The following is a 24,383-nucleotide window of genomic DNA, read 5'->3' on the forward strand; positions in this document are numbered from 1 at the left end:
CCTTTTCGAAAATGGATGGAGACATCCTCCTTTTTTCAGTTTATGTTAGCGTTAACATTCCTGACGGCTATAATATATACCAATAAAATACAGTTGTAAATAGCGGAAAAGAGTATACAAAAAATGACCGCTTTAGGCGGTCATACGGTTTCTTATTTCTCAATGTACGATCTAATGAAATTACAATAATAACGCTAACAAATGGATGGCCCCAATAATCCCCATGGGGTAAATGAATGATCTGGAAAATGAATTCTTAAATTCATTACGAGGGTGTTTTTCGAAAAATAGGTGCAGTACCGCATGAATGATGAAAAATATATCCAGCACCCAGAACGTAATCGTTTGATATGAGCTGAAAAGCAGTGCGAGTATGACGGTGTAGAGTGGTAGGTGAACGAATGTGAAGCATTTATAGGCTTTTTCATCTTCCATATCTTTCAGCACGATAAACAATTTCCACTCAGATCGTCTAATGGCGTCCATTTCGTGCAATAGAAATAAAGATAAATTAAACAAAAATAAGACTAGTAAAAAGTCAGGCATCCCAATTCTCCCTTTCATATTAAACCTTCCCCTATCTTACTAAAGCTAATTATATTTGGCAAAAAATGACTAAAAGGTTCACGCTCCGTTCATACGTTCTTGATATGCTCTCGAAAGAAAGCCGAGGAACAGTGATCAACACAAAATATACGGAGTGGTGGAGGTTTGTTATGTCATCGTCGATAAGGAAAATGGTTTGCAAAATGATGTTACTGGTATTGTTGGGTGCTACGCTAGGGGCAACTTGGTTAGGGATTAAAGCTCCCGTATCAGCAGAGGCTTACTCTTCCGGATTGAGTTCTGGTACACAAGAGAAGGGAGTCGCTGTTAACCTGGATAACAAAGAACAGCTAGCAGCATTCATTGATGGGATTATGGATGTTCAAATGGATTCTTTACAGATTCCGGGTGCCGTCATTTCGATTGTGAAGGATGGGAAGATTCTGCTCTCCAAAGGGTACGGACATTCGAACATCGAAGAAAATAAACCCGTTGATCCCGAGACCAGCCTGTTTCGGATTGCGTCGACCACAAAGCTGTTCACATGGACCGCAGTGATGCAGCTGGTTGAGGAGGGAAAGCTTGATCTGGACACTGACGTTAACACCTATCTGAAAACGGTGAAAATACCACCAACCTATGCGGAACCAATTACGTTACGTCATCTCATGACCCATACGGCAGGCTTTGAGGAAGGCGGTGTTGGATATCAGATTACCACTGATCCAGAGAAGCTCCCCGTCTCCATTGTAGAAACAATGGCAAACCATATGCCAGCACGGGTCATGCCTCCAGGCGCGATGCTGGCATATTCCAACTATGGTGCCTCACTCGCCGGACTTATCGTCGAAGAAGTTAGTGGCATTGCTTATAATGACTATATACAGAAAAATATATTTGATCCGCTGAGCATGAAGTATGCTACGGTGGAGGAGCCTGTTCCGGCATCGTTGAAGCCTTATGCCGTACTTGGATATGCCCGAGCCAATGGCGAGTATGTAACCAAGCGTCCTACGTTTGAAGGTGGCTTCCGACCTGCAGGATCAGGCAGTGTCTCGGCGAATGATATGGCTCATTTCATGATTGCCCATTTACAGGACGGACAATATGAGGATAAGCAAATTCTCAAGCCGGAAACCGCCAGGCTTATGCATTCCCCGGCATTCCAGTTTGACGAACGTTTACCCGCCATGGACTTGGGCTTTTATGAGTTGAACATGAATGGACTGCGTGTGATCTCTCATGGAGGTGCCGACGAGCTATTTAATACAGCGCTTTATCTTGTACCAGACCAACAAGTCGGCATATTTGTTTCCTATAGTGGAGGGGACGGTGGAACGGCAGCAGGAGGATTGGCGCAAGCCTTCTTTGATCGTTACTATCCTGCCCATATTACGAATCAGCCTGCTGCAACCTCTATTGAACTGGGGGAGCCTCTGGAGAAATATGCAGGTTCCTATCAATTTACACGTCGTAATCACACGAAGATCGATAAGTTTTTCAGTTTTCTGACTCAGATCAATATTGAAGTTTCGGATAACCGGTTGTCGATTGGAAGTGGTGCAGATCAGCAAGTATACACTCCGATTGGAGTGAATCTATTCCAGGAAGTCGGCGGCAAGCATCAGATGGGATTCCGTACGGATACAGAGGGCAAGGTCACGTATCTGTTTCTGGATATACTCAACCCCATGCCACTGGAACCAACCCCGTTAATTAATCAATCGAAGTTCTGGCTTCCGTTGCTCGGTATCTCGGCCGTTCTGTTCATTACCGTACTACCGGGAGCTGTTTATCGTAGACGCAAAATCAAAGCGATGCCAAGGGCGCAGAAATGGGCAGTCCTGCTGTCGGTAGTTACGTCCGTGTGGTCATTGGTGACCTTGGGAGCTACACTTCTGGTGATGAACATAGATCTGATCGATCGACTCAGTCATATTCCACTATCTCTACGTCTTTATCTGTTCATGCCTCTGATTCTTGTGGGATGGAGTGTGGCAATCGTAACAATGAACGTTCTGGCATGGAAAAACAAATATTGGACGTTACCTAAGCGTGTGTATTATACGTTCGTAACTCTAGCAGCAGTAACCTTATGTTTATTTTTCTATCATTGGAATCTGTTGGGCTGGCATTTTGGTTGAACCCTCCACCCAGGTGGAAGAGGAGAAGAAATATATTGGAGGCATGCATTTGATATGACCCAAATCCTTGTCGTGGACGACGATGTGCACATTCGTGAGCTGATTACCTTGTTTTTGCGGAATGAGGGATTTGAGATCGTGGTGGCTAAAGACGGTGCAGAAGCATTGGATATTGTTGAGAAATCCCCAATTGATCTGGTTATCCTCGATATTATGATGCCAAAATTGGATGGTTGGGAACTATGCCGGGAGATCCGGCGCATGGATCTGAATATGCCGCTCTTGATGGTTACGGTAAAAGGGGAATCGGCTCAGAAAGTGAAGGGATTCCAGCTTGGAACAGATGATTATTTGACGAAGCCCTTCGATCCACTGGAGCTTGTGATGAGAGTGAAAGCATTGCTGAAACGGTATCTGATTGTCTCTTCCCAAACGATTCAATTGGGGGGCATTACACTGAATCGCCGCAGTTTTCAAGTGATTCGAGGGGAGGAGACGCTTAATCTGCCTTTAAAGGAGTTCGAATTGCTGTTCATGCTGGCGAATCAGCCTGGGCAGATATTTACCCGGGAACAGCTAATTACGAAAATCTGGGGGAGCGACTATGAAGGGGATGACCGAACGGTTGACGTTCACATTAAGCGATTAAGGGAAAAATTCGCTGGTGATGCCCACCATTTTCAGATTGAAACGGCCCGAAGTCTGGGCTACCGGTTAGTGATCACATGATCAAGACCTTATACGTTCGCATCATTATCACATTTCTGGTTGTCATTATTTTCAGCCTGCTGTCGTCTTTCCTCATAGGGCTCTTTCTGTTCAAAAAAGAAGTAAACCATCTCGGTCAGAATGACATGATTGCAACAGGTGAGGAAATGATACGTCTCTATGAACAAACACACCCGGAGGACCGGGAGGCATTCATTAAAAGTATGGTGAAGATATCCACCTATCCCATTCATCTATATGATGTTTCCGGCAACGTAACATACTATGATCTGGACAATACGCAGACCGTTCAAATTGCACCAGAGGTGGTTCAAATGGTATTGCAGGGTCAGGTCTATCGTTCTCCGGCTGAGGTGGATCAGACCTTTATCGGTCTTCCTTTCCCATTCCAAGGGGAGCCGCAAGCCGTGTTTATGCAATATTCCCCGCAGAACGAAAATATCATTAATCGGATGGTCCTCCTGATATTATTACTCGCACTGTTTATCGGAAGCCTATGTATTTTTATTGCTGCAAGGTACTTGGTGAAACCGATTCAGGTATTGACTCGTGCAACCAAACAGCTGGCGAAGGGTGATTTTGACGTGGAAATCCAAACGAAACGTGTGGACGAAATGGGAGCTTTGACACACAGTTTTAATGAGATGGCGAGTGAGCTCAAACAGTTGGAACAGATGAGACAGGATTTTGTTTCCAATGTATCTCATGAGATTCAAACCCCGCTGACCTCTATTTCCGGATTTGCCATGGCGATGAAAAATAGTAACCTGGTTGCCGAGGCTGATCGTAACTATTACCTCGATATCATTATTACGGAGAGTGGACGGCTATCCAGACTTAGCGATAATCTGCTGGAGCTTGCATCTCTGGACTCCGATCATCATCCGTTCGAGGCGGCTACCTATAATCTTGATGAGCAAATTCGGCAAATTATCGTTACCTGCGAGCCGCAGTGGTCCACCAAAAATATTCAGGTTCATCTGGAGTTGGCAGAACCGATTCAAGTTACAGCAGATCGGGATCAACTTAATCAGGTCTGGATGAATCTGCTGGGGAACAGCATCAAGTTTACGCCAGCAGGTGGGCATATTCATATACGGACGCACCAGTTAGAGAACAAAATTCTCATCACGATAACGGATACGGGCATTGGAATAGCGCCAGAGCAGCTCGATTATGTGTTTGATCGGTTTTATAAAACAGATCTGTCGCGAAACCGCAGCATCAGTGGTAACGGTCTGGGCCTTGCGATCGTCAAGAAAATCGTGATGCTCCATCACGGAACCGTCGAAATGAAAAGCCAGGAGGGTGAGGGTACGACGGTGCTGGTTCATCTGCCTATAGGATAAATAAAAAAAAGTAGCTGAGGGCTGCCTAACATTAATTTGTTGGTAGCTCTATTTATGTTACTGTGCACTGAATCCGCTTCCTTACATTCCTTGTTGTATTTCTGTGGTACATCTCGTACAATTTGGTGAAGTAATTCTGCATTGCGTTAATGTGAATGTGAAAAGGGGAGAATCGTTTGGAATCAAAGCAACTATCTAGAGGGCTAAAGCCCCGCCATGTAGAGCTGATTGCACTCGGAGGTACGATCGGGGTCGGATTGTTCATGGGATCGGCAAGTACGATCAAATGGGCAGGTCCTTCAGTGCTGCTGGCCTATTTGCTGGCCGGGATCATTATCTTTTTTGTCATGCGTATTATGGGGGAAATGTTGATTCAAGAGCCTGTCACCGGTTCATTTGCCACATTTGCTCATAAGTATATCAGTCCACTCGCCGGGTTCCTGACTGCCTGGAGTTATTGGTTCCTCTGGGTCACGGTTGGTATGGCAGAAGTCACCGCGATTGGGATTTATGTAGGCTACTGGTTCCCGGATATTCCACAATGGCTGCCTGCCTTGGCTGGCGTGCTTATTATTGCGGCAGCGAATCTGGCAGCGGTAAAGTACTATGGAGAATTCGAATTCTGGTTTGCACTGATCAAGGTGACGGCTATTGTCTTCATGATCGTGATCGGAACCGGACTGATCTTCTTCGGCTGGGGGAACGGAGGGCAGCCCATTGGGCTATCGAATCTGGTGAGCCATGGCGGATTTTTCCCTGGAGGCATCAAAGGTTTCCTCTTTGCCCTGTGTATCGTAACAGCTGCTTATCAAGGCGTTGAAATGGTAGGGATTACGGCAGGTGAAGCGGAAAATCCGAAGATCACGCTGCGTAAAGCGATCAAAAACATCGTGTGGCGTATTCTCATTTTTTACGTTGGGGCCATCTTTGTCATCGTGACATTGTACCCTTGGAATGAAGTGGGAGAGACGGGAAGTCCGTTTGTACTGACGTTTGCCAAAGTCGGGATTGTCGCTGCAGCGGGAATTATCAACTTTGTTGTGCTTACCGCCGCGATGTCGGGATGTAACAGTGGGATCTATAGTGCAGGACGTATGCTTTACACGCTTGCGGAGAATGGACAGGCACCGGCCTTTTTCAGAAAGCTGTCCAAAGGCGGGGTTCCCCGCAACAGTATTATCATCACGATTTCCTTGCTGCTGGTGGGTGTGGTACTCAACTACCTGATGCCGGACTCCAAACTGTTCCTGTATATCTATAGCGCAAGTGTTCTTCCGGGGATGGTTCCGTGGTTCGCACTCGCCTTCAGCCAGTTCCGATTCAGAAAGCGTTGGGGCAATGAGATGGCTGAACACAATTTTAAATCCAAATGGTTCCCAATCAGCAACTATATCATCATCGTATATCTGACGCTCGTTATTATCGGTATGGCATTTAACCCGGATACGCGGTTACCCCTCATTGTTGGGGCTACATTTATGGCGATCGTTGTGATCGGATATTTTGTATTTGGCATAGGGAAAAGACAGCGGGTAGATGAAGGCAAAGATCACTAACCTCTTATTATCAAATCGTTGATGTTAATATCGTAATATCATACGTGCATTCCTTGAATACATGGGAGAACCTTCGGGAGATCCAGTGTCATACAGGGAGTGCATTTTTTTGTTTTCAAAATTCATGCTTGAATCTCCTGTAACTGGAGGTTTTATGATTGGAAATAGAAGAGCTGCTGCACGATATATTTTAATTTCAGTTGTGGTAGAGAAGGGGGCAAGGAATAATGAGAACACTGGAATGGATTTATCTTATTTTCAATGTAGTAATGCTGGTGTGGTTGATTGGGGGCCGAAACAAACCTCGGAAAATGGTGTGGGGAGGATGGGTCATATCGGTTGTATTATTGCTGGTACATGGGGTGCTTGAGGGATTGCGTTGGCCCATGATTCCGGTGTATTTGCTCACACTGGTTCCACTGATTGTGTTAATCGCTAAAAGGTCAAAATCAACCGTTATGCGGAAATTCGGACGTGTTCGAATCATCGGAACATCGCTGTTGGTATTGGTATACGCTGCTGTGACAATCGGGCTGCCACTCCTGTTCCCGGTATTTTCGTTTGATAAACCAACAGGACCTTACGGAATCGGTACGGTATCCTACGATTGGACGGATGAGAGCCGGGAGGAATTGCTGACGAGTACTGCCGGAGACAAACGGGAACTGATGGTGCAGATCTGGTATCCAACGGTTAAAGACACCAAGGGAACAACGGCTCCTTACGTGAATGATCCGAAAGTGTATGCAACAGCCTTTAATGATGTACTGACGCTGCCAAAGCTTCTATTTTCAAACCTGAGTGAAGTCAAAACCCATGCCATTCAGGAGGCATCATTGTCTGATGCGGAAGCCAAGTATCCGGTCATTCTTTTCTCTCATGGCCTACATGGTTATGAAAACCAAAATACGTTCCAGGTGGAGCAATTGGTCAGCCAAGGTTATATTGTTGTGGGTATTAATCATACGTATAGCAGTCTAGTCTCGGTGTTCCCGGACGGGCGTGTGGCGCAATTTGAATCGGAGGGCAAGGAAGGCTTCGATCAACTGCAGTTCAGTTATATGGACAAGCTCAACGAGACATGGGTGAAGGATGCGCAATTTGTGCTGGATCAAGTGGAGAAACTGGCTGCCAATGACGCAAACGGGCGTTTTAACGGTCATCTGGATCTGGACAACATCGGCATGTTTGGACATTCATTTGGCGGGACAACAACCGTACAGATGCTGATGGATGATCCTCGTGTCAAAGCAGGTATGAACATGGATGGCGTATTGTTTGGAGAGAAGCGTATTCCTGCTGAAGGTGTAGGCAAACCGTTTCTCATGATGAGCGCGGATACAACCGTTGCAGGTACAAGTGTCATGAGTGACGACGAGATTGCAGCTATGGGTACGACTCGTCCGGAAGCCGAGAAATATTACGAAGAAGTGTATGCACGTTATGAACCGGTGACCGCGGGAGGGAACTACTGGATGGAGCTGAGTAATACCAAACATTTAAGCTTCTCGGACCTCTACCTGGTATCTCCCATTCTGAAATGGTCACAGGGTGTAGATGCAAGGAAAGCACACCAAATTGTAAATGATACAACAATCGACTTCTTTAACCACTATCTGAAAGGGCAACCGCTCCAGTTGGACAGTGAAGTGGGAGAACACACATCCTATTCATTGAAAAAAGGTTGAATCTAAAAATGGAAGAGGACTGGAATTCAGTCTTCTTCCATTTGTTTTAACCGCAGTCGCATTCCTTCTTGCAACAGATTAATGCCGTCTACGATCTGGCTCCATTCAGGATTCACGATTTTGCAGAGCTTGTTAAAACGAAGGATGCGCTCTGTTACGGAGTCGAGCATATATCGAGCTTGTCTGCGAAAAAATGCTTCCGGATCTCCAGCATGTTCAATACTGGCGTACATCATCACAAAATCCCACACCATGCTCTGCACTGCAGGGCTATCTAACGGCCAACGTTTGTCTAGAGCTTCAGTGGCACGAATGCGGAGGGTCTCCATTTTTTTTACCCAGGCGTCTGCTTCAATCTGTGGATGATTCGCCATGGTGAAGAAGGGAAGTTCGAGGCGGGCCAGATCGGCGATGTAGGCCGGATCGTTGATGATTTCCTGGATTTCCTTCCATGCCAGTGTTTGCTGGGCAGACAGCTTTGTATCTTTCATCATGTATTTATCGAAAAAATGCAGAAACGAAACTCTCCATTCGTGCGGGATTTCGTCCAGCAGGTGAGATTCTTCCATTTTGGCGGAGATGAATTGTTTTCTTTTTTGGGCATTGACGGTCAGTGAATCCACCAGGCTTGAAACATAGGTAAGAGACTGTCCGGAATGAAGCGTATCTTCCACTTCCTGCTGTTTGGCTTGTTGCAGAATGGAGAGCATGGAATTCATGGTCCCGATCTGAGTTTCCAAGGCTTCAATCTGTAGATCCAGGGCCTGTGACACGCTAAGTTCACCGGACATCAGCTTGCGAATATCCGATATGCCAAAATTCAAATAGCGTAGCGTTGTGATCAGTTCCAGCCGCCACACGTCTTGCGGTGTATAAAGACGGTGACCACCTTCCGTATGAAAAGAGGGCCGGAGCAACTCGATTTCATCGTAATAACGAATCGTTTTGACAGTCGAGCCGATCATTTTGGCAGCTTCACCGATCGAATATGTATCTTTGCTTTGATTCAATAAAATCACCTCAGGATCTATTATACAACCTCCAGTTACAGGAGATTCCAAGTCGGAAGGTTTGCCATGGAAATGTCCAGAGCCAGTTTAAATTCCACCCATCTCGGTTACAAAGGAAAGAGTGCAACTTTTATGAAAACAACATAATAAATAAATTTAAATTTACACAGTCTATTTAAATTGAACTTATTTTCTACACAATAACGTAGAGGGCAGAGAAAGCCTGGAGAAGTGAAACGTTCGCCTTTATCACCGGATTTCTCCTTAATTAGGGATAGAAAAAATCTGGGGATAACAGCGATCGGAAGGTTGCTCTGACCGCGTAGTGACCAGTGTAGAATCATTTCGTTCTATTTATAGAGTGTAAATTAATCCGAGGAGGAATTGTACATGGCTAATCAAGACCAGCACACCATGCAAGATCCGACGACACAATATCCGAAGGCAACATCAGATTGGAAGCAGCAGCAGAAGGAGCCCGGGCTTCAACGTGAAATGACTCCTGTACCTGATGCAGGTGAAAAAAGCTACAAAGGCAGCGGCCGTCTGACCGGACGTAAAGCTGTTGTAACCGGAGCAGACAGCGGTATTGGTCGGGCAGCCGCCATCGCTTTTGCTCGTGAAGGTGCGGATGTCGTTCTGGCTTACCTTCCCGAGGAAGAAGCCGATGCGAAGGAAGTGGTCAAGCTGATCGAGGAAGCAGGCCGCAAGGCTGTTGCGATTCCAGGTGACCTCAAGGATGAGAAATACTGCGAAGAACTCATTGAGTCTGCTGTAAAAGAGCTCGGTGGGATCGATATCCTCGCCAACGTAGCAGGTAAACAGCAGTTTGTTGAGCAGATCGCCGATCTGACTACAGAACAATTTGATGCGACATTCAAAACCAATGTCTATTCAATGTTCTGGCTCTGTAAAGCAGCTGTGAAACACATGAAACCAGGCAGCTCCATCATTAACACGTCTTCTATTCAGGCATATAAGCCGTCACCAATCCTGCTGGATTATGCGACAACAAAGGCTGCAATCAACACCTTCAGCAAAGCGCTGGCCCAGCAAGTCGGCAGTAAAGGCATCCGTGTGAACGTTGTCGCACCAGGTCCGGTATGGACGCCGCTTCAGGTGGTCGGTGGACAGCCCGTAGAGAAGCTTGCTGATTTTGGATCTAATACTCCGCTTGGCCGTGCAGGGCAGCCTGCTGAAATGGCACCAGCGTTTGTGTTCCTGGCAAGCCAGGAATCGAGCTATGTGAGCGGTGAGACACTGAACGCCAATGGCGGTACAGTTAGTCCGTAATTTTGGATATAAAATGGGCCTATGAATCTTAGGTCAGTGATCATAAGCAAGAGAAGCAAAGAACTCCATTCCCGATGAAGGTGAATGGAGTTCTTTGTTATTATGGAATTTTCTTAATTATTGAATTACTTCTGATCCGGGTTAGGCTCCAGAATGGCGTAGCTGCCAAGCGTGGCCAATTGAGCCGTATTCAGCAGGGCTTCATCTACCGCAGCGAGGGCTTCACCGGCAGCTGTCATCAGCTCATCAGAGTCCACAGGTGAGGCAAAACGGAGAATCACCCGATTTTCTCCATTTTTCAGTTCACTCTCAGCCTTCGTTTTGTATTCACTAATCGAAGCGACTTCGAGATCGTTCTGTACATAATAATCGTTCGCATCACTTTCACCATTAAACAGGGCGAGTTCGGCATCAAGCCAGTAATCCTTATCGGCTATCGTTTTCTGACTTGCAGCCGTCTCATCATTTGCATTGTACAGGAAGTAAGGAATACCGGAATTGGTCAGATTGTTGGTGGCATCTACATGGAACCATTCATTCCCGATCTTGACCTTATTCCATGCATGAGGAACACCGCTAGATGCTCCCGTTACGACGATGCTTTCCAGTCCAGACAGATCGGAGAGCAGTTTGTAGACGGAAGCATAGCTGGCACATACGCCAACGCCTTTGACAAGGATACCGTAAGTGGTAAACGAATCATTGAACTGTGCATCGACATTTTTAAAGTTGTTCTGTTCCGCATTTTCCAATGCTGCATCATCATACTTCGCGTTATCGTTCAGATAATCGTAGATGGCTTTCCGTTTCTCATCATCCTTCATGCCATCCTTGATGATGGAAGCAACAACTTCGTTTGCTTTGGCAATAATCTCGCTCTGCTTCTTCTGGATGACATCTGCCGATTCATTGTAATGGATCGAAAGGGTAAGTGTACCGTAGTTGTATTCAAAACCTTCCACACCCAGAATCAATGGATTCTGGTACATCACTTTCAGGACAACATCCGAGAGTGTTGTGAAATTTTGGGCCTCTGGAAAAGCTTTTAATGAGATCTTGTCTTGGACAGCAACCATGTTTTTAGCCAAAACTTCTTCCAATGCAGAATCTGCATTGATCATGGCATCGCCTGTAGCCGGCTCAGGAACCGTTTCCTGATTGCCTTGTTCTACATTCTGCTGTGTATTGGATTTCTGCTCATCAACCAAGTTGTCTTCTTCAGTTTCGGAAGCTGGATCAGGTGATTCACTCGTAATTTCATCAGAAGCTTTATCGGAAGACTTATCGGAAGTATCATCGGAAGCCTCGTTGGATGCAGAATCAGTTTTATCTTCTGACGTTCCAGTATTGGTTGTGGACTCCGTAGATGGAGTTTCTTCCACCGTCGGTTCTGTGTCTGCTTCTGTTTCCGTTGCCGGCTCATTCACAGGTGCATCATGATTGTTGATGATCGTTGGCACATCAGGTGCAGGGACGTAAGGTGTGTCATTCTTCGGTTCCACTAGTCCGTTACTAGACTGAGCAACCGTTTGCTGGGCAAGTCTATCCAGGTCTTCTTGGGTCACATTCTCCACTCGTACGTAACTTTTCAGTGCTGTTCCTTTAATGTGAAAAGGAATATTTGTTTCATTGAACTCCGAAATCTCTACTTTGGCGGTATCATAAACAATCGTTTCACGGGATAAAGAGCCGTCATTGTACTCAACTGTCGTTTTCTGGGGAAGTACATCTATATTCTTTAATTTTTCCATGTACAATTGTTCTTTCAAAGATGTCGGTAACTGGGAAGCAAGCTGAGCTGTAGGTACACCTTTGCTAAAATTGGACTCTTTGCCTCCACCCATTGCAGTGACGTAATATTCTCCTCGTATACCATGGTTTTGATGAGTAGTTATCATTTCATTATAAGTCGCAAGCCCGCCTCTTCCGTCGCTCATAAAATCATTAAAGGAAGTCTCAGTCGTTACCGCAATATCTAAAGGTATACTATTGCTGAAAGCATCCTCTTCGCCAGTTAAAGGTTTGTTTGTATCAAAGTCGGTTAGGTCAGAACGTTTATAAATTTTATATTCAGTTGCACCCTGAACCTTGTCCCAGACCAATTTGAACCGTCTGTCTTTATCAATTTCGTATCTTAGGTTGGGTACAGGTAACTCTGATTTCACCGTAAACGGAATAATGATTGGTTGATCGAGCAGTGTCAGGTTCTCTGCGTCAGGATCATAATTCAGACGAATGTAATATATTGGGGCACCACCCCAAGAACTTTGACCCCTGTTCATCATGGAATCGGAACTTAAAACGCCCCATCCAAGAGGTTTAATAGAAATACTATTGTCATGAATATCTGACAACAAAGCTACTTCACTTGCCTTAAGTGCTTTAATATCGGTATGTACTGAAATCATATCACTCAGTGACCAGTTACTTTTTCCTAAATCTGCTTTAAACTTGAACGTAAATTCTTCATCTTGAGCTACGTTATACATCGGCATAATCTCTTTATTCGATTCAGATCCGTACTTCTGCTTCAAACTTAATACGCTAGAGCCTTCTACTATTTCTGTGGGGTTATTCTCGGACGGGCTACTCTCCTTGTCATTGCTCTGGCATCCAGCCAATAACAGGGTGAGCGTAAACATAATCAAAAATAAACGTTTCATGGTACACCACTTTCTCGTTTTTCTAAGTTGTTGCAAAAGCTAATTTCTAAAAAATCTAAACATCGAACATTATCATTTCTGGTTAAAACTCATTTTCGAACCTCTTATCAGCAAAACCTCCTATTAATTCCCTAATGTCTTTTGCTAGTCTATGGTCATATAGACTTATTGTCAAGATATGTAATGGTATATTATGACTATATACAATAGAGTGAGAATCCTGTATAAGAGCAAGTTAAATTGATCTTTGCGAGAGAGTGAGAATTGTCGAGACTTCTGGTACAATGCATGATAAAACGAAAAATGGAGTGGATCGGATGACGCCAGAACAGATTGTCAGAACTTTTTTTGAAGAAGTGCGCTCGGGTCGCAATCTTGATTATGCCAATACACTGATGGCCGAGCAGGTACTGGCTCACCAGGTGATCTCGGAAGAGGAAGTGACAGTCACAAGAACGCCCTCCGTCTATGCGGATCATGTGAGGGAAATGATCGAGGCGTACGGAGATTTTTCGCTGCAGATTCAGGAGTTGCTTGCACAGGGGGATAAAGTATATGTACGCTGGAGACAAGTGGGTACTCATGTTGGAGAAGTGGATGGATATGCGCCGACCAACCTGCCCGTGATTGAAATGGCGAGTGCGGTATATCGAGTGGAGAATGAGAGAATTGCAGAATACTGGATTCAGATCGACAGGCTGGGGATCGAAAAACAATTGGAGCGCAATCAGAGCTGATAACCAGCTCTTTCACAGGAGAGATTTCTTAAACTGTATAATACAGAGATATAGCAGGTGGAGGTGACATCATAAAACACATCACAAAAATGGCAATGGCTGTTCTAGCCGCCACCGCGATCATTACTACAGTAATAACAACAGCATCAATGAATAATGAAACAGGTGTCACTACATCCACGACATTATCAGTAATTAATAACGAGGAGCTCGCAGGTACTGCGACTACGAAACAGTTTAATATCCCGGTGGGATTTGAATATGTGAAGGTGAGCTTTAAAAACACAGGTTCGAAAGTGTTTACGTTCACGATCAACCAAGGATCTACTGATGGAACCGCAAAAATGTCTTATACTGTCCCAGCAGATGGTAAAGAGCATACTTATTGGAGTGACCAAGCTTGGTCAACGGGTTGGTTTTATGTGAGCATGTCTTCTGCACAAGGGATGTCCGGCAAATTGAGTGTGCGTTTGGGTACAGACCTCAATAAATTGAGAAGTTTGTAAAAGCCATCGGCTCATGCTGGTAGAGTGATTGTAGAAAAGCCTAAGCTTTCTTAATCCTATACCAGTATGTATAGATTTCCGAGAATCCAAGTTTGGCATATAGTTTTATTGCGGGAGCATTATTAGCAACTACTTGCAGGTAACTGGAGGTAGCGCCATTCTCTTTTCCCCAGTGCAATAGATGAAGGATCATCTGCTCGGCTAATCCCCGATTCCGAAAGTTAGCGTCCGTAATAATGTCATACAGTCCAATATAGCCTCGTTCCACCACACCGAATCCACAAGCAACGACTTGTCCGTCGATGAACAGCGAGATGAAACCTGTGCGCGTACGGATGTTGGTCAACATTTGTTCCATCGTTCCCCGATGCAGATCATTTACCTGATTTAGTCTGCAAAAGTGATCCAGCCACTCTCCGGTTAACTGTTCGTCCATTTTTACAGCAGAGTGCTCAGGCTCCTTAATGGTATCCAAGCTCCGAGTCTGGACCCGGCTCAGATCCACAACATCATACCCCTTTTCATGTAAAAGCTGGTCGAGATGATCCGGCTGGATAAACGGCGTAATCTTGAATATGGTACTTAATTGATTGGAAGCGTAGATTCGCTCGCATTGCTCGATCTTTTCATGCACATCTTGGGTAGAGTAGTGAAGGGGTTGAATGGAGTTGGCGCGCTTCGTATATCCCTGTGCAAAACGCAGTACCCATCCGTCAAAAAGTAAGGTGGATAAGGGCTGCCAATGGTTGAGTGATAGTTCCTCAATGGTTTTATAATCCGAATTCGATGTAGGGATCATATCTATCCTCCTATCTTATAATTTTATAATAATACATATTAATGAATAAAAATTCAATATAAAATATGTAATAACGCTGAACATTATGCATAGAGTCACAGAATGGGTTACAATTTGAATGAATAAATTAGAATTTTGAAATTGAAATATCGAAAGAAGTGGAGCAGGTTATGCTATCTATTGAAATAAACAATCACATCATTAACTGTCACATCGAATATGGGAAACGGAAGAAAGCTTCCATTACGATGGATTTACCCTATATGGTCACAATCAAGGCTCCCAATGGTACCAGCGAAGACATGATCCGGCAGCTTGTTGCGCAACATGGGGAAGTAATTTTGACAAAATCTGCTCTGATGCAACAAGCGTTGGACGGTCCTCAAGCGAAAGAATATGAAGAGGAAGGCAAAGGGAAGTTTCTGCTCTTTGGCAAAGAACATGCACTGCATGAGTTAATTGACGTAGAGGGATGTTCGGAAGAGGAATTGCGTACGAATCTGAAGAAGTTTTATTTTGCCGAGTGTAAAAGAATGATCGGTGAGCGCATCGGCCGTTACCAGCAGGAGTTGAAGGTGAAGCCGAAGTCTGTGGATATCGTAGAATCGGCGACCAAGTGGGGAAGCTGCAGTTGGGATAAAAAGCTGACGTTTAACTACCGTTTGGCGATGGCTCCACTAGAGGTGATTGATTACGTAATCATCCATGAGTTATGCCACATCCATCATATGAATCATGATCGTTCGTTCTGGCGCCGTGTGGGCAGTGTTATGCCTGACTACAAAGCCAAAGAGGATTATCTGATGCGAAATGGCCGAGCCATGACGTTGTAAAAATACGCGTACCACGAATGGACGTGGTGGAAGGAGTTCAAGATGTCAGAGAGTACCTCTTTTGATGTGCTGGTAGATGAATATATCGCGCAATTTCCTTCGGATGTACAGGTCAAATTACGATCATTAAGACAGATTATTCGCGATTCCGCTCCCAATGCCGTGGAGAAGATCAGTTACAAGATGCCAACGTATGCAGAGCACGGGAACTTGGTTCATTTTGCAGCGTACTCCAAGCATATTGGATTTTACCCGGGTTCCAGTGGGATCGAAGCGTTTAAGGAAGAACTCTCACGGTATAAAGGAGCCAAAGGATCGGTTCAATTTCCATTAGATCAACCATTGCCAGAAGAATTGATCCGCCGGATCGTGGAATTTCGGGTGCAGGCCAATGTGGAAAAGGCTAAGGAAAAGAAGCGAAAGAAGTAGCTAATGGTACCGTAAAAATATGCATGAATATAAGTGAATGTACGATGATTAACACGGTTTATATGTGACTTCAAAGATTTGAGTATGGTATAATTAGAGCAGATTAGACGTAAAATGCAAAGAGAGCCGTGCTGGTAACACGACTCCTCTGAGCAATAGCCGCTTTTAAGGGCGGTGGGCTTCGGTAACATAAGGGCACGATGAAATAGACCGCGATCCTTTGCTATGGGGGCGGTCTATTTGCGTTTATCGGACAGAATGGCAACGATGAGCGTACCGAAGGTAAGCATCAACATGATTGCTTCAAAAACTGTCACAGGGCATCCCTCCCTTCATGGCGAGGTAGCCGACCGACCCTTTAAGCCTATTCTATTGCTTTGTTGATTATAGCATATATTGTAAGAAGCTATTGGGACTGTTACCTTATCCAAGGAATGGTCCTTTTTTGTGCTTGAAATCATCCTTCAATGAGCATTCTTAAGCACGAATCTGAATTCAGCCTTTTTTCAGGTAAAGGCATTATACTATTCCCGAATCCTGTACTGGAAAAGGAGTTTTGGCATGTCTAAGGTGATCCATAAGTCGCTTTATCTCATTCTGCTTGTTTTTGTCGGCGTGTTTATCGTTTCGTCCCTGTTTGTCCGGGCGCAGTATAACTACACCTTGTATGGGGATAATCCGATTCTGGATACGCAGCAGTGGAGTATTTTTATCCCGGTGATTGCTTTGCTTCTGGTATCGGGTGTGGGGTTATACCGCCTTTGCCTGAAGCTTAACAAATACAGCCCAAAGGTTGTCATTCCGGTGGTGCTGCTATGTTCGCTGGCCATTCAAATCATCATTATCTTCGTGTTTCCACGAGTGCCTACGGATGATTCACAGACTGTGCTTTCACTCGCGATGAACATGCTATACGATCACGATTATTCTTCGTTTGAATCAGGCGGATATCTGCACATGTTCCCGTTCAACTTTTCCACCGTCTTGTATCTAAAGACATTGCTGTACCTGTTCCCGGATAATTATCTGGTAATCAAGCTGTTCAATATTTTGTTTGCAACGGTAACGACATTAATGATTTATCTCATTTATAAACAGTTAAATCATAAGTCCGCGGAACGTGATTACGGGGTTCTGATCTTTGCAGCCACGTATCTGCCATCCCTGTTCCTGAACAACCTGATCTATAACGATGTTATTGCTACGGCATTTCTGACGTCTTGTTTATACTTTTTGATTCGGTTTATACGTGCAAAGTCTTGGCGGACAATCGTCATTGCCGCCATTCTGCTCGCGATTGGCAACTACTTCCGAAGCATTGGCGTAATTGTGCTGATTGCTGCTATGTTAACCATCCTGCTAAATATGCGAAGTATTGGATTCAAGAAAGTGATTGTCTCCGTCTTCGTGCTGGCTACGTTGTTTAACGTCCCAGGGTGGACTCAGAATGCGGTATTAAAATCTTCGGGTGCTGTAAGTGAATCTGATGGGGAAAATTCGGCACCGGTCTATATGTGGTTGAACATGGGTATTAATCTGGAACGATTCGGCTTCTGGGACAACATGGAGAGCTACCAGATCTATCAAAGAGAAGCCAACTATAATAAAGCTGAAAGTACAGAACTGTACAAGCAGGAGATTGAACGCAAGTTGTCGGAAGCTAGCTTAAGTGACTTGGCGCAGATGTATTACAAAAAGATCATTTGGACCTGGACCGAAGGGACCTACCAAATGGATCGATATGGCATCGGCAACGAAAGCTCCTCGGGTATGGGAGGAGGAAGAGGTGGCGGAATTGCCGGCTCCTACAGTTATACCAATGCGGTAACAGACTTATTCAAGGGAGATTCCGTCTACCGGACGGGGGTGCTTTGGATCGTTTATGTGATGAATTTCATGATGTACTGTTTTATTTTCATTCGTTTGGTCGGTGCAATTCGTGGAAAGCGGTATGACGAAGTCTCTTTGATTCTAGTTATTCTCGGATTTATCGGGTTCTATATTCTGTGGGAGATTAAATCGAGGTATATCTACCCCGTATATCCGCTGCTGATTGTATTGTCGTACATGGGATTTAAAGATGCGTATAATTTCATGTTTCATAGAAAACTTGGCTGGGAACGTCCTTCCCTGAGAAAAGGGTGATCCGTATGCGAAAAAATGGTTATCTCATATCGGCTATGCTCTTGCTGCTGACCTGCTCCGTTTTGCTCTCTGCTTGTGATGTTATTACTGCCCAGAACATTACGAATACCGGTTCTGCACAAGGCATGAACGGTGGCGGAATGATGAATGGCGGTGGCCCGGGCATGAATGGAGGAGCACAAAGGGGCGGAGGGCAAGGGATGAATGGCAGAACAGGCGGTCAGGACGATATGCGGGGGATGATGAATGCCGATCTTACAGGCAAAGTGATCTCTGCCACAGGGAGTACCGTCACGATCTCGTTGCTTGAGGTGGAGGATAACTCATCCACAGGCTCGACTAATGGAAATGAAAGACAACCAGGCGCCTCCAGAGGCGGAAGCATGGAAATGAAAGATACGGGCATTGAACTGAAGTTGGACATCAGTGAGGATGTGGATATCACGGAAGGCATGGGTGCCCCAGGCAACAACCAAAATGCTAATTCATCCCTTCAGGTGTCTGACCTGAAGGAGGGAGATGTCGTTATGGTTTGGTATAAGGAGAACACCGAGACCGTAGAGCGAATGGTTGTTACACAGTCTTGATATTCGTTGCCTAAGATCACTTGATGGAGTATTATGGAAATAACTTGATTTTCGGAAGGAGTGAGCGTCATGAAACGACGGGCTAAGATGATGCAAAGCGTTACTACAACAATTAAGGTGATTACGAACTGAATAGATCCGGCAGAGCAACGAACACATGGCGAAGCATTTGGAGTCTGCTAATGTGACGATCTGAAGTCTGCCGACATATAGGGATATAACTGCTCATTTTTCCTGGTATGCACGAGGTTTATTTGCTTATGCAAGTAAACCCGTGTATCCAGAATTTTTAAAGCCGCAGGCATAGCCTGCGGCTTTTTGCGCGCAAAAATAGGATTCGGAACGCTTAAAGCGTTCTATATTAAACGACCACTAAGGAGATATGCCCATGTTAAAACTTAAATATTTATTCCATAATAACGATCTCGCCGAGATGATTTTGAAAAACTGGAGTTATGATCCGGAGTCACTGGACATGTTCCAGTATTATCGTATATCCTCCAATGCCGTGTATCCGTTCAGGGATCAGGGAGAGGTTTACTTGCTTCGTTTTGCCCCTGTAGATGAGAAAAATCAAACCAATCTTGCAGCGGAGTTGGAGTTCCTGTCCTATCTTAAACTAAATCAATATGGCGCCATGGAAGCAGTACCTTCCCATGCAGGAAAAGAGCTGGTAGTGGCTCATACGCCTTGGGGAATGTATTATGCCTCTGTATTCAAACGAGTTCCTGGTAACCAGATGGGCAGTATCGATATAAATGACCAGATCGTGTACAGCTTGGGTGAGGCATTGGGTAAGCTGCATCGTTTATCTCGTGAATATACACACACACAGGCAAAACGCTGGACGTATACCGATGTACTGGATTGGATGAAGGACGTTCTGGGGGAGTTCCCTGGCGAGAATGCGGCGCTCAATGAGGTAGAAGTTCTCCGGAATTATTTTGCAAATTGGCCCGTTACACAGCAGAACTTCGGGTTAATTCATTATGATTTTGAACTGGATAATGTCTTCTATGACGAGGAGAGTCATTCCTGTTACGCCATTGACTTCGATGACGCCATGTACCACTGGTACGCAATGGATGTGGAGCAGAGTCTGGATAGTTTACGGGATGAAATTCAGCCGGATGAATGGGAGCAGAAGAAGCGAATATTCTTGCAAGGGTACTGGAAGGAAGCAGGAGACGCCTATGATATGGAGTCGATGTTTCCGGCATGTCGTCGTTTTGCCAATCTGTACGGTTATGTACGTGTGCTTCGATCTGGGGCAGAACAATGGGCAAATGAGCCGGAGTGGATGAGTGGATTAAGAGCAAGGCTGGATAAAGAGATGACAGTGAAATCAAAGCAGTTTGGTCAGCAGCAGCCCCTCCAACTACCGGCAAATTGATCCTCAGTACTTTTTCGGTCAAGATGATTAAGCTTAAATCTGGCATCTGCATAAGTGCAACGAAATAATGATTGATTTTTTATTCGTCTCCATTGTAACATTAGATTAAGCGCTATACCTTTTATTAGAACATCAATGTTGGATTACATGGTCAAGTGGAAACCGACAATTCGTTTCACCAATTGAATGAAGAGGACGGTCATAACGAACATGGACGACAAAAAGTTAATTATCTTTTTTGACAGCGGCGATACCATTGTTGATGAATCGACCGAGATTCGGGACGAAGAGGGAATTGTTCTGAGTGCGGATCTGATTCCGGGTGCGGATATTACGATTCAGAAGCTTCATGAAAAAGGGTACACGCTGGCCCTGGTTGCTGACGGCGATGCACAATCCTTCAAGAACGTATTTAAGCAGCATGGACTTCATGATTATTTTAGCGCAATGATTATTTCGGAGAATATTAAAGCCAGCAAGCCAAGCCCGCGGATGTTTAAGGCAGCAATTGGTGCCCTTGATTTGTCCGAAGGGGATTTTTCAAGAACAGTGATGATTGGCAATAACCTGAGTCGTGATATGAAGGGAGCCAACGCACTTGGCATCACCAGCATCTTTCAGAGCTGGACGCCGCGTTATCCCCATGAGCCGGTGGATGAAACAGAACGTCCGACTCACACAGTTGGTGAACCGTTGGAGCTGCTTGAACTTATTGAACGGCTAAATGCCGAAGTCAAATAAATAAATGTTTGCTTGCATGCCCTTGAGCAGAAGGATTGAATGTCATTCTACCTTCTGCTCAAGGGCTATTTTTACTTTTTTACATGAGAAAATGATAGAATGATCGTAAAATCCGGAACAGGGTAGGTGTTCACATGGAGGAACCACATCGGAAGCCGTTGTTGTACTTGCAAACTGCCGATTTGGTGATGGAAGAAATCCGTAACCGGAAACTGCAGCCACATGATCCCGTGCCATCGGAAGGCGAGCTCGCCAAACTGTATTCTGTCAGCCGTATGACGGCCAAGCTTGCGCTGCAAATTTTGGAGAAACAAGGTATTGTCTATCGGTTGGCGCGGCGGGGGACATTTGTGTCGGGTGATTATTTGGGCGGCCCGGGTAAAGAGTTTTTGTCGGGGAATGTAACTACAGACAAGAAACTTATAAAGCGAAAAATTGCCCTGCTGTTCCCCAATATGGATGATTACGTAGCCAGAATTATAGCATCCGTTGAGCAGGAAGCACGTAAATCCGGGTGCCAGCTGCTCATTCGGATTACTACGGATAAAGAGGATGAGAGCTTCTGCCTACAAGAGTTGTACGAGGAAGGAATCGATGGAATTATTTTGTTTCCAAGGGGGCGAACACGCTGCAGTGAAAAGGTGCTGGAGCTTAATCTGTTGAATTACCCTTTGGTAATCATCGATCGGATCTTTCGTGAGGTCAATATTGATTGTGTGTACCATGACCATTATCAGGGAGCCTACAACTTGACGGAATATTTGATTGATAGAGGACATCGGGAAATTGGGTATATCTCTATGTCGTTTGATGGAGTGACGAGCCGGGAGGATCGCTATAAAGGTTATGTGCAGGCCATGCTGGACTACGCACTGCCTGTTAACGGTCGCAATATTTGCCTGGATTGTGCAGAGGATTACATGCTCAACCTGAATGGGCCGAATCTGCAACTCAAGGATTTCATTCAAAGTAATCCGGCAATGACAGCCGTTGTCTGTGCGGATGATTATATCGCGACTTCTTGTCTGTACACGGCCTTATCCATCCACAAGCAGGTACCTGAGGAACTGTCCATCATTGGTTTTTCCGACATCCAGTTGGCGAGTCTGCTGCCCGTGCCACTGACTACGGCAAGACAAACGACAGAGAAGCTTGGACAGGCAGCAGTGAATTTGCTGTGCAAACGTATGGAGAATTCCCGAGAAGGTGCTTTATCCATCAAGGTGAACACAACCATCATCGAACGAAGCTCCGTACGTAATCTTAATCAATGAGTGTTGATGCGGTTCCGTTATTCAAGCCAATTTAAACCTTCCTTATCTCGTTTTGATGATAAGGGAGGTTTTTTTGTATGTCAGTGACATATGTGGTTTGCTATCTTATTCAAACTCAACAATGCAAAATTTGTTATGCTTGTTACCGTTTTATGCAAATATAATGTAAATAATAGTAGTTATATGAAGTTTATTTGGAGAAAAATTTACATTTATATCATTGTATATGTCAATGACATATATTAGTGTGAAGATATGCCACTTATCTTTCAAGGATGAAGGGAGGATATTCCGGAAAGCGCTACCATACATCCTGGGAAATGACCTGCAGAGCCAAAAGAAATGTAACGTACGAACGTTGGCAATAAACGAAATCATTATTCGAAGAGGAGCCCGAATATGACAATCAAATCCTTGCTTGCAGCTTCGTTCTTGGCATTATCTCTTTTCTTTCCACTGGCGCAACCCGCGCAGGCGGAAGAGGACAACGCCGTAACGGTTTACCAGGATGGAGATTTTGGAGGCAGCTCCCAACCGTTTGGGATTGGCCAGTTCAATGTGAATCAGCTTAACGTGGTTGGCAACGACAAAATATCTTCGGTAAAGGTAGCTCCGGGATATCGATTGACCCTGTATCGTGACAAGGATTTCTCCGGTGATACCAAAACGCTGACCGGCGATGCGGGATGGCTTGATGATTTTAACGACGCGACCTCCAGTCTGAAAGTAGAGAAGATCGGAGGCCCCAATAAACCAGTTATCGCATATTCCAATTCGCCTTATGGAGGTTTTGAGCAGCAGTTTGATATCGGCAGCTATAATGTGGATGAACTGAAGGCTGGAGTAGGCAATGATGCCATCTCTGCACTCCGGGTAGCCCCAGGGTATAAGGTCACATTGTACAAAGACTACAATTTCGCTGGATATTCCAAGGTTCTGACCGCAGATGCGATCTATGTTGGCGGAGATATCAATGATTCGGTATCGAGCCTGAAGGTTGAAGCCATCTCGCCGCTCGATGCCACCTCGGTTGCCGTTCCGGGTAACGATTACAGTGACACAGCCAAGCGTGAAATATTGCAAACCTTTGCTCCCAAGATCTGGTTTGCCCAAGGCGAAGTTTATTTCCCGTCCTCGGTAGAACATACCCTGCCGCATGTGGATCGCTATGTGAATCCAGGTTCAGGTTTGTATGAATTTAAGACCAAAACGGAATTGAATCCATATACCCTGAAACTACCTTATTTTACGGGCGATCTGGCTAATGCGCCGATCTATGCGTTTTGGGTGGAGAAGGAGTATAACAACATCGATCTGGTATATTTCCAGTTCAGTCCCTATGATCTTGGGAAAACGGTGTTTGGTACGGAAGTGGGAGATCATGTCGGAGACTGGGAGCGGGTCACGGTCAGATTGGCCAAGTTCACTGATCAGAACAGTAACTATGTGAAGCCGGTTCAAGTTTACTATGGCGCGCATTCTTTCGGTACAACCTACTCTTGGGGTGAAGTGGACAAAGTAAACAATACACATCCTGTTGCGTATTCCGCGTTTGGTTCCCATGGGATGTGGAAAGATCCTGGTAATCATGTCTATCAGGAACTCGTCGTAACCCAGTTGATTGATGTGACGAATCAGGGAACGGCATGGGATACCTGGAACAATATCCAGGCTTTTCAGTATTATCCGAATACTCGAACAGGTAATGGTCTGGGAAATGCTTGGCCATCATGGCTGGACAGGGATTACAGTAATCCGAACAGCTTGTCTGTCTATAGATTCGGAAATCCGTCCCAAGGCTCCTTCTTTGGTCAGCCTCTACTTGCAGGGGGACCAACAGGACCGCAGGAAAAAGGCGCATTAACGAATGATGTTATTTTAGATTAGACGATAATTAACGAGGGGACTCGCTTTCACATGAAGCGGGTCTTCCATGCTTATTGTTCATATAAACAGTATTA

The 24,383-nt window shown here is 45.0% G+C and carries 21 protein-coding genes; 16 read left to right on the forward strand and 5 right to left on the reverse strand.

Annotated features, from left to right (window positions below):
• Positions 1-180 precede the first annotated feature (180 nt).
• Positions 181-564, reverse strand: coding sequence for a DUF6713 family protein (locus BLV50_RS30570; protein ID WP_240321529.1), 384 nt, complete (start codon positions 562-564; stop codon positions 181-183).
• A 188-nt stretch (positions 565-752) separates the two neighbouring features.
• Between BLV50_RS30570 and BLV50_RS30575 the strand changes: the two genes are divergently transcribed.
• The 5 genes from BLV50_RS30575 (at position 753) to BLV50_RS30595 (ending at position 8,012) form a co-directional block, all read left to right on the forward strand.
• Positions 753-2,690 (forward strand): serine hydrolase domain-containing protein, encoded by a 1,938-nt coding sequence (locus BLV50_RS30575; RefSeq protein WP_256338086.1) that lies wholly within the window; start codon positions 753-755, stop codon positions 2,688-2,690.
• Positions 2,691-2,744: 54 nt separating this feature from the next.
• Entirely contained in the window at positions 2,745-3,419 is a 675-nt protein-coding gene (locus BLV50_RS30580; RefSeq protein WP_063567131.1) for a response regulator transcription factor, read from the forward strand.
• The gene (locus tag BLV50_RS30585) at positions 3,416-4,768 is read left to right on the forward strand and encodes a sensor histidine kinase (protein WP_090811819.1); all 1,353 of its coding nucleotides are present in this window, start codon (positions 3,416-3,418) and stop codon (positions 4,766-4,768) included. Before BLV50_RS30580 ends, BLV50_RS30585 begins: the two co-directional genes overlap by 4 nt.
• Positions 4,769-4,944: 176 nt before the next feature.
• Entirely contained in the window at positions 4,945-6,324 is a 1,380-nt protein-coding gene (locus BLV50_RS30590) for an amino acid permease (RefSeq protein ID WP_090811821.1), read from the forward strand.
• Between the two features lie 227 nt (positions 6,325-6,551).
• On the forward strand, positions 6,552-8,012 hold the full coding sequence (locus BLV50_RS30595) for an alpha/beta hydrolase family protein (protein WP_090811823.1): 1,461 nt from the start codon (positions 6,552-6,554) through the stop codon (positions 8,010-8,012).
• A gap of 26 nt (positions 8,013-8,038) precedes the next feature.
• Here the strand turns inward: BLV50_RS30595 and BLV50_RS30600 are convergent, their stop codons facing one another.
• The gene (locus BLV50_RS30600; RefSeq protein ID WP_143038171.1) at positions 8,039-9,022 is read right to left on the reverse strand and encodes a MerR family transcriptional regulator; all 984 of its coding nucleotides are present in this window, start codon (positions 9,020-9,022) and stop codon (positions 8,039-8,041) included.
• Between the two features lie 390 nt (positions 9,023-9,412).
• On the opposite strand from BLV50_RS30600, the gene BLV50_RS30605 reads away from it, so the two are divergent.
• Positions 9,413-10,315 (forward strand): SDR family oxidoreductase, encoded by a 903-nt coding sequence (locus tag BLV50_RS30605; RefSeq protein ID WP_090811827.1) that lies wholly within the window; start codon positions 9,413-9,415, stop codon positions 10,313-10,315.
• A gap of 125 nt (positions 10,316-10,440) precedes the next feature.
• Here the strand turns inward: BLV50_RS30605 and BLV50_RS30610 are convergent, their stop codons facing one another.
• The gene (locus BLV50_RS30610; protein ID WP_090811829.1) at positions 10,441-12,978 is read right to left on the reverse strand and encodes a transglutaminase domain-containing protein; all 2,538 of its coding nucleotides are present in this window, start codon (positions 12,976-12,978) and stop codon (positions 10,441-10,443) included.
• A gap of 317 nt (positions 12,979-13,295) precedes the next feature.
• Between BLV50_RS30610 and BLV50_RS30615 the strand changes: the two genes are divergently transcribed.
• Both BLV50_RS30615 and BLV50_RS30620 read left to right on the forward strand, forming a co-directional pair.
• Entirely contained in the window at positions 13,296-13,715 is a 420-nt protein-coding gene (locus BLV50_RS30615; protein ID WP_063567144.1) for an ester cyclase, read from the forward strand.
• Between the two features lie 89 nt (positions 13,716-13,804).
• Entirely contained in the window at positions 13,805-14,221 is a 417-nt protein-coding gene (locus BLV50_RS30620; RefSeq protein ID WP_090811831.1) for a phospholipase domain-containing protein, read from the forward strand.
• Positions 14,222-14,261: 40 nt separating this feature from the next.
• Here BLV50_RS30620 and BLV50_RS30625 read toward each other — a convergent pair whose 3' ends face one another.
• Positions 14,262-15,020, reverse strand: a complete 759-nt coding sequence (locus BLV50_RS30625) for a GNAT family N-acetyltransferase (RefSeq protein ID WP_063567146.1) — start codon at positions 15,018-15,020, stop codon at positions 14,262-14,264.
• 170 nt (positions 15,021-15,190) lie between these two features.
• Between BLV50_RS30625 and BLV50_RS30630 the strand changes: the two genes are divergently transcribed.
• Both BLV50_RS30630 and BLV50_RS30635 read left to right on the forward strand, forming a co-directional pair.
• Positions 15,191-15,853 carry a M48 family metallopeptidase gene (locus BLV50_RS30630; RefSeq protein WP_090811833.1) on the forward strand — a complete coding sequence of 221 codons (663 nt, stop codon included), beginning with the start codon at positions 15,191-15,193 and terminating at the stop codon, positions 15,851-15,853.
• A 42-nt stretch (positions 15,854-15,895) separates the two neighbouring features.
• Positions 15,896-16,282 (forward strand): iron chaperone, encoded by a 387-nt coding sequence (locus tag BLV50_RS30635; protein WP_090811835.1) that lies wholly within the window; start codon positions 15,896-15,898, stop codon positions 16,280-16,282.
• 236 nt (positions 16,283-16,518) lie between these two features.
• On the opposite strand, the gene BLV50_RS33870 is transcribed toward BLV50_RS30635, so the two are convergent.
• The gene (locus BLV50_RS33870) at positions 16,519-16,599 is read right to left on the reverse strand and encodes a putative holin-like toxin (protein ID WP_350338901.1); all 81 of its coding nucleotides are present in this window, start codon (positions 16,597-16,599) and stop codon (positions 16,519-16,521) included.
• A gap of 244 nt (positions 16,600-16,843) precedes the next feature.
• Here BLV50_RS33870 and BLV50_RS30640 point away from each other — a divergent pair, with 244 nt between their 5' ends.
• The 6 genes from BLV50_RS30640 to BLV50_RS30665 all read left to right on the forward strand — a co-directional run bounded on the left by BLV50_RS30640 (position 16,844) and on the right by BLV50_RS30665 (position 24,309).
• Positions 16,844-18,427, forward strand: coding sequence for a glycosyltransferase family 39 protein (locus BLV50_RS30640; protein ID WP_090811836.1), 1,584 nt, complete (start codon positions 16,844-16,846; stop codon positions 18,425-18,427).
• 5 nt (positions 18,428-18,432) lie between these two features.
• Positions 18,433-19,014, forward strand: coding sequence for a hypothetical protein (locus tag BLV50_RS30645; protein ID WP_090811838.1), 582 nt, complete (start codon positions 18,433-18,435; stop codon positions 19,012-19,014).
• A 388-nt stretch (positions 19,015-19,402) separates the two neighbouring features.
• Positions 19,403-20,407: a phosphotransferase enzyme family protein gene (locus BLV50_RS30650; RefSeq protein ID WP_090811840.1), complete on the forward strand. Its 1,005-nt coding sequence runs from the start codon at positions 19,403-19,405 to the stop codon at positions 20,405-20,407.
• Positions 20,408-20,617: 210 nt separating this feature from the next.
• Positions 20,618-21,148: an HAD family hydrolase gene (locus BLV50_RS30655; RefSeq protein ID WP_090811843.1), complete on the forward strand. Its 531-nt coding sequence runs from the start codon at positions 20,618-20,620 to the stop codon at positions 21,146-21,148.
• Between the two features lie 134 nt (positions 21,149-21,282).
• Complete coding sequence (locus BLV50_RS30660; RefSeq protein ID WP_072735658.1) at positions 21,283-22,422, forward strand: GntR family transcriptional regulator; 1,140 nt, start codon at positions 21,283-21,285, stop codon at positions 22,420-22,422.
• Between the two features lie 399 nt (positions 22,423-22,821).
• Positions 22,822-24,309, forward strand: a complete 1,488-nt coding sequence (locus tag BLV50_RS30665; protein ID WP_063567153.1) for a Vps62-related protein — start codon at positions 22,822-22,824, stop codon at positions 24,307-24,309.
• Positions 24,310-24,383: the final 74 nt, after the last annotated feature.

This window comes from Paenibacillus sp. 276b (assembly GCF_900107875.1).
Taxonomy (GTDB): domain Bacteria; phylum Bacillota; class Bacilli; order Paenibacillales; family Paenibacillaceae; genus Paenibacillus; species Paenibacillus marchantiae.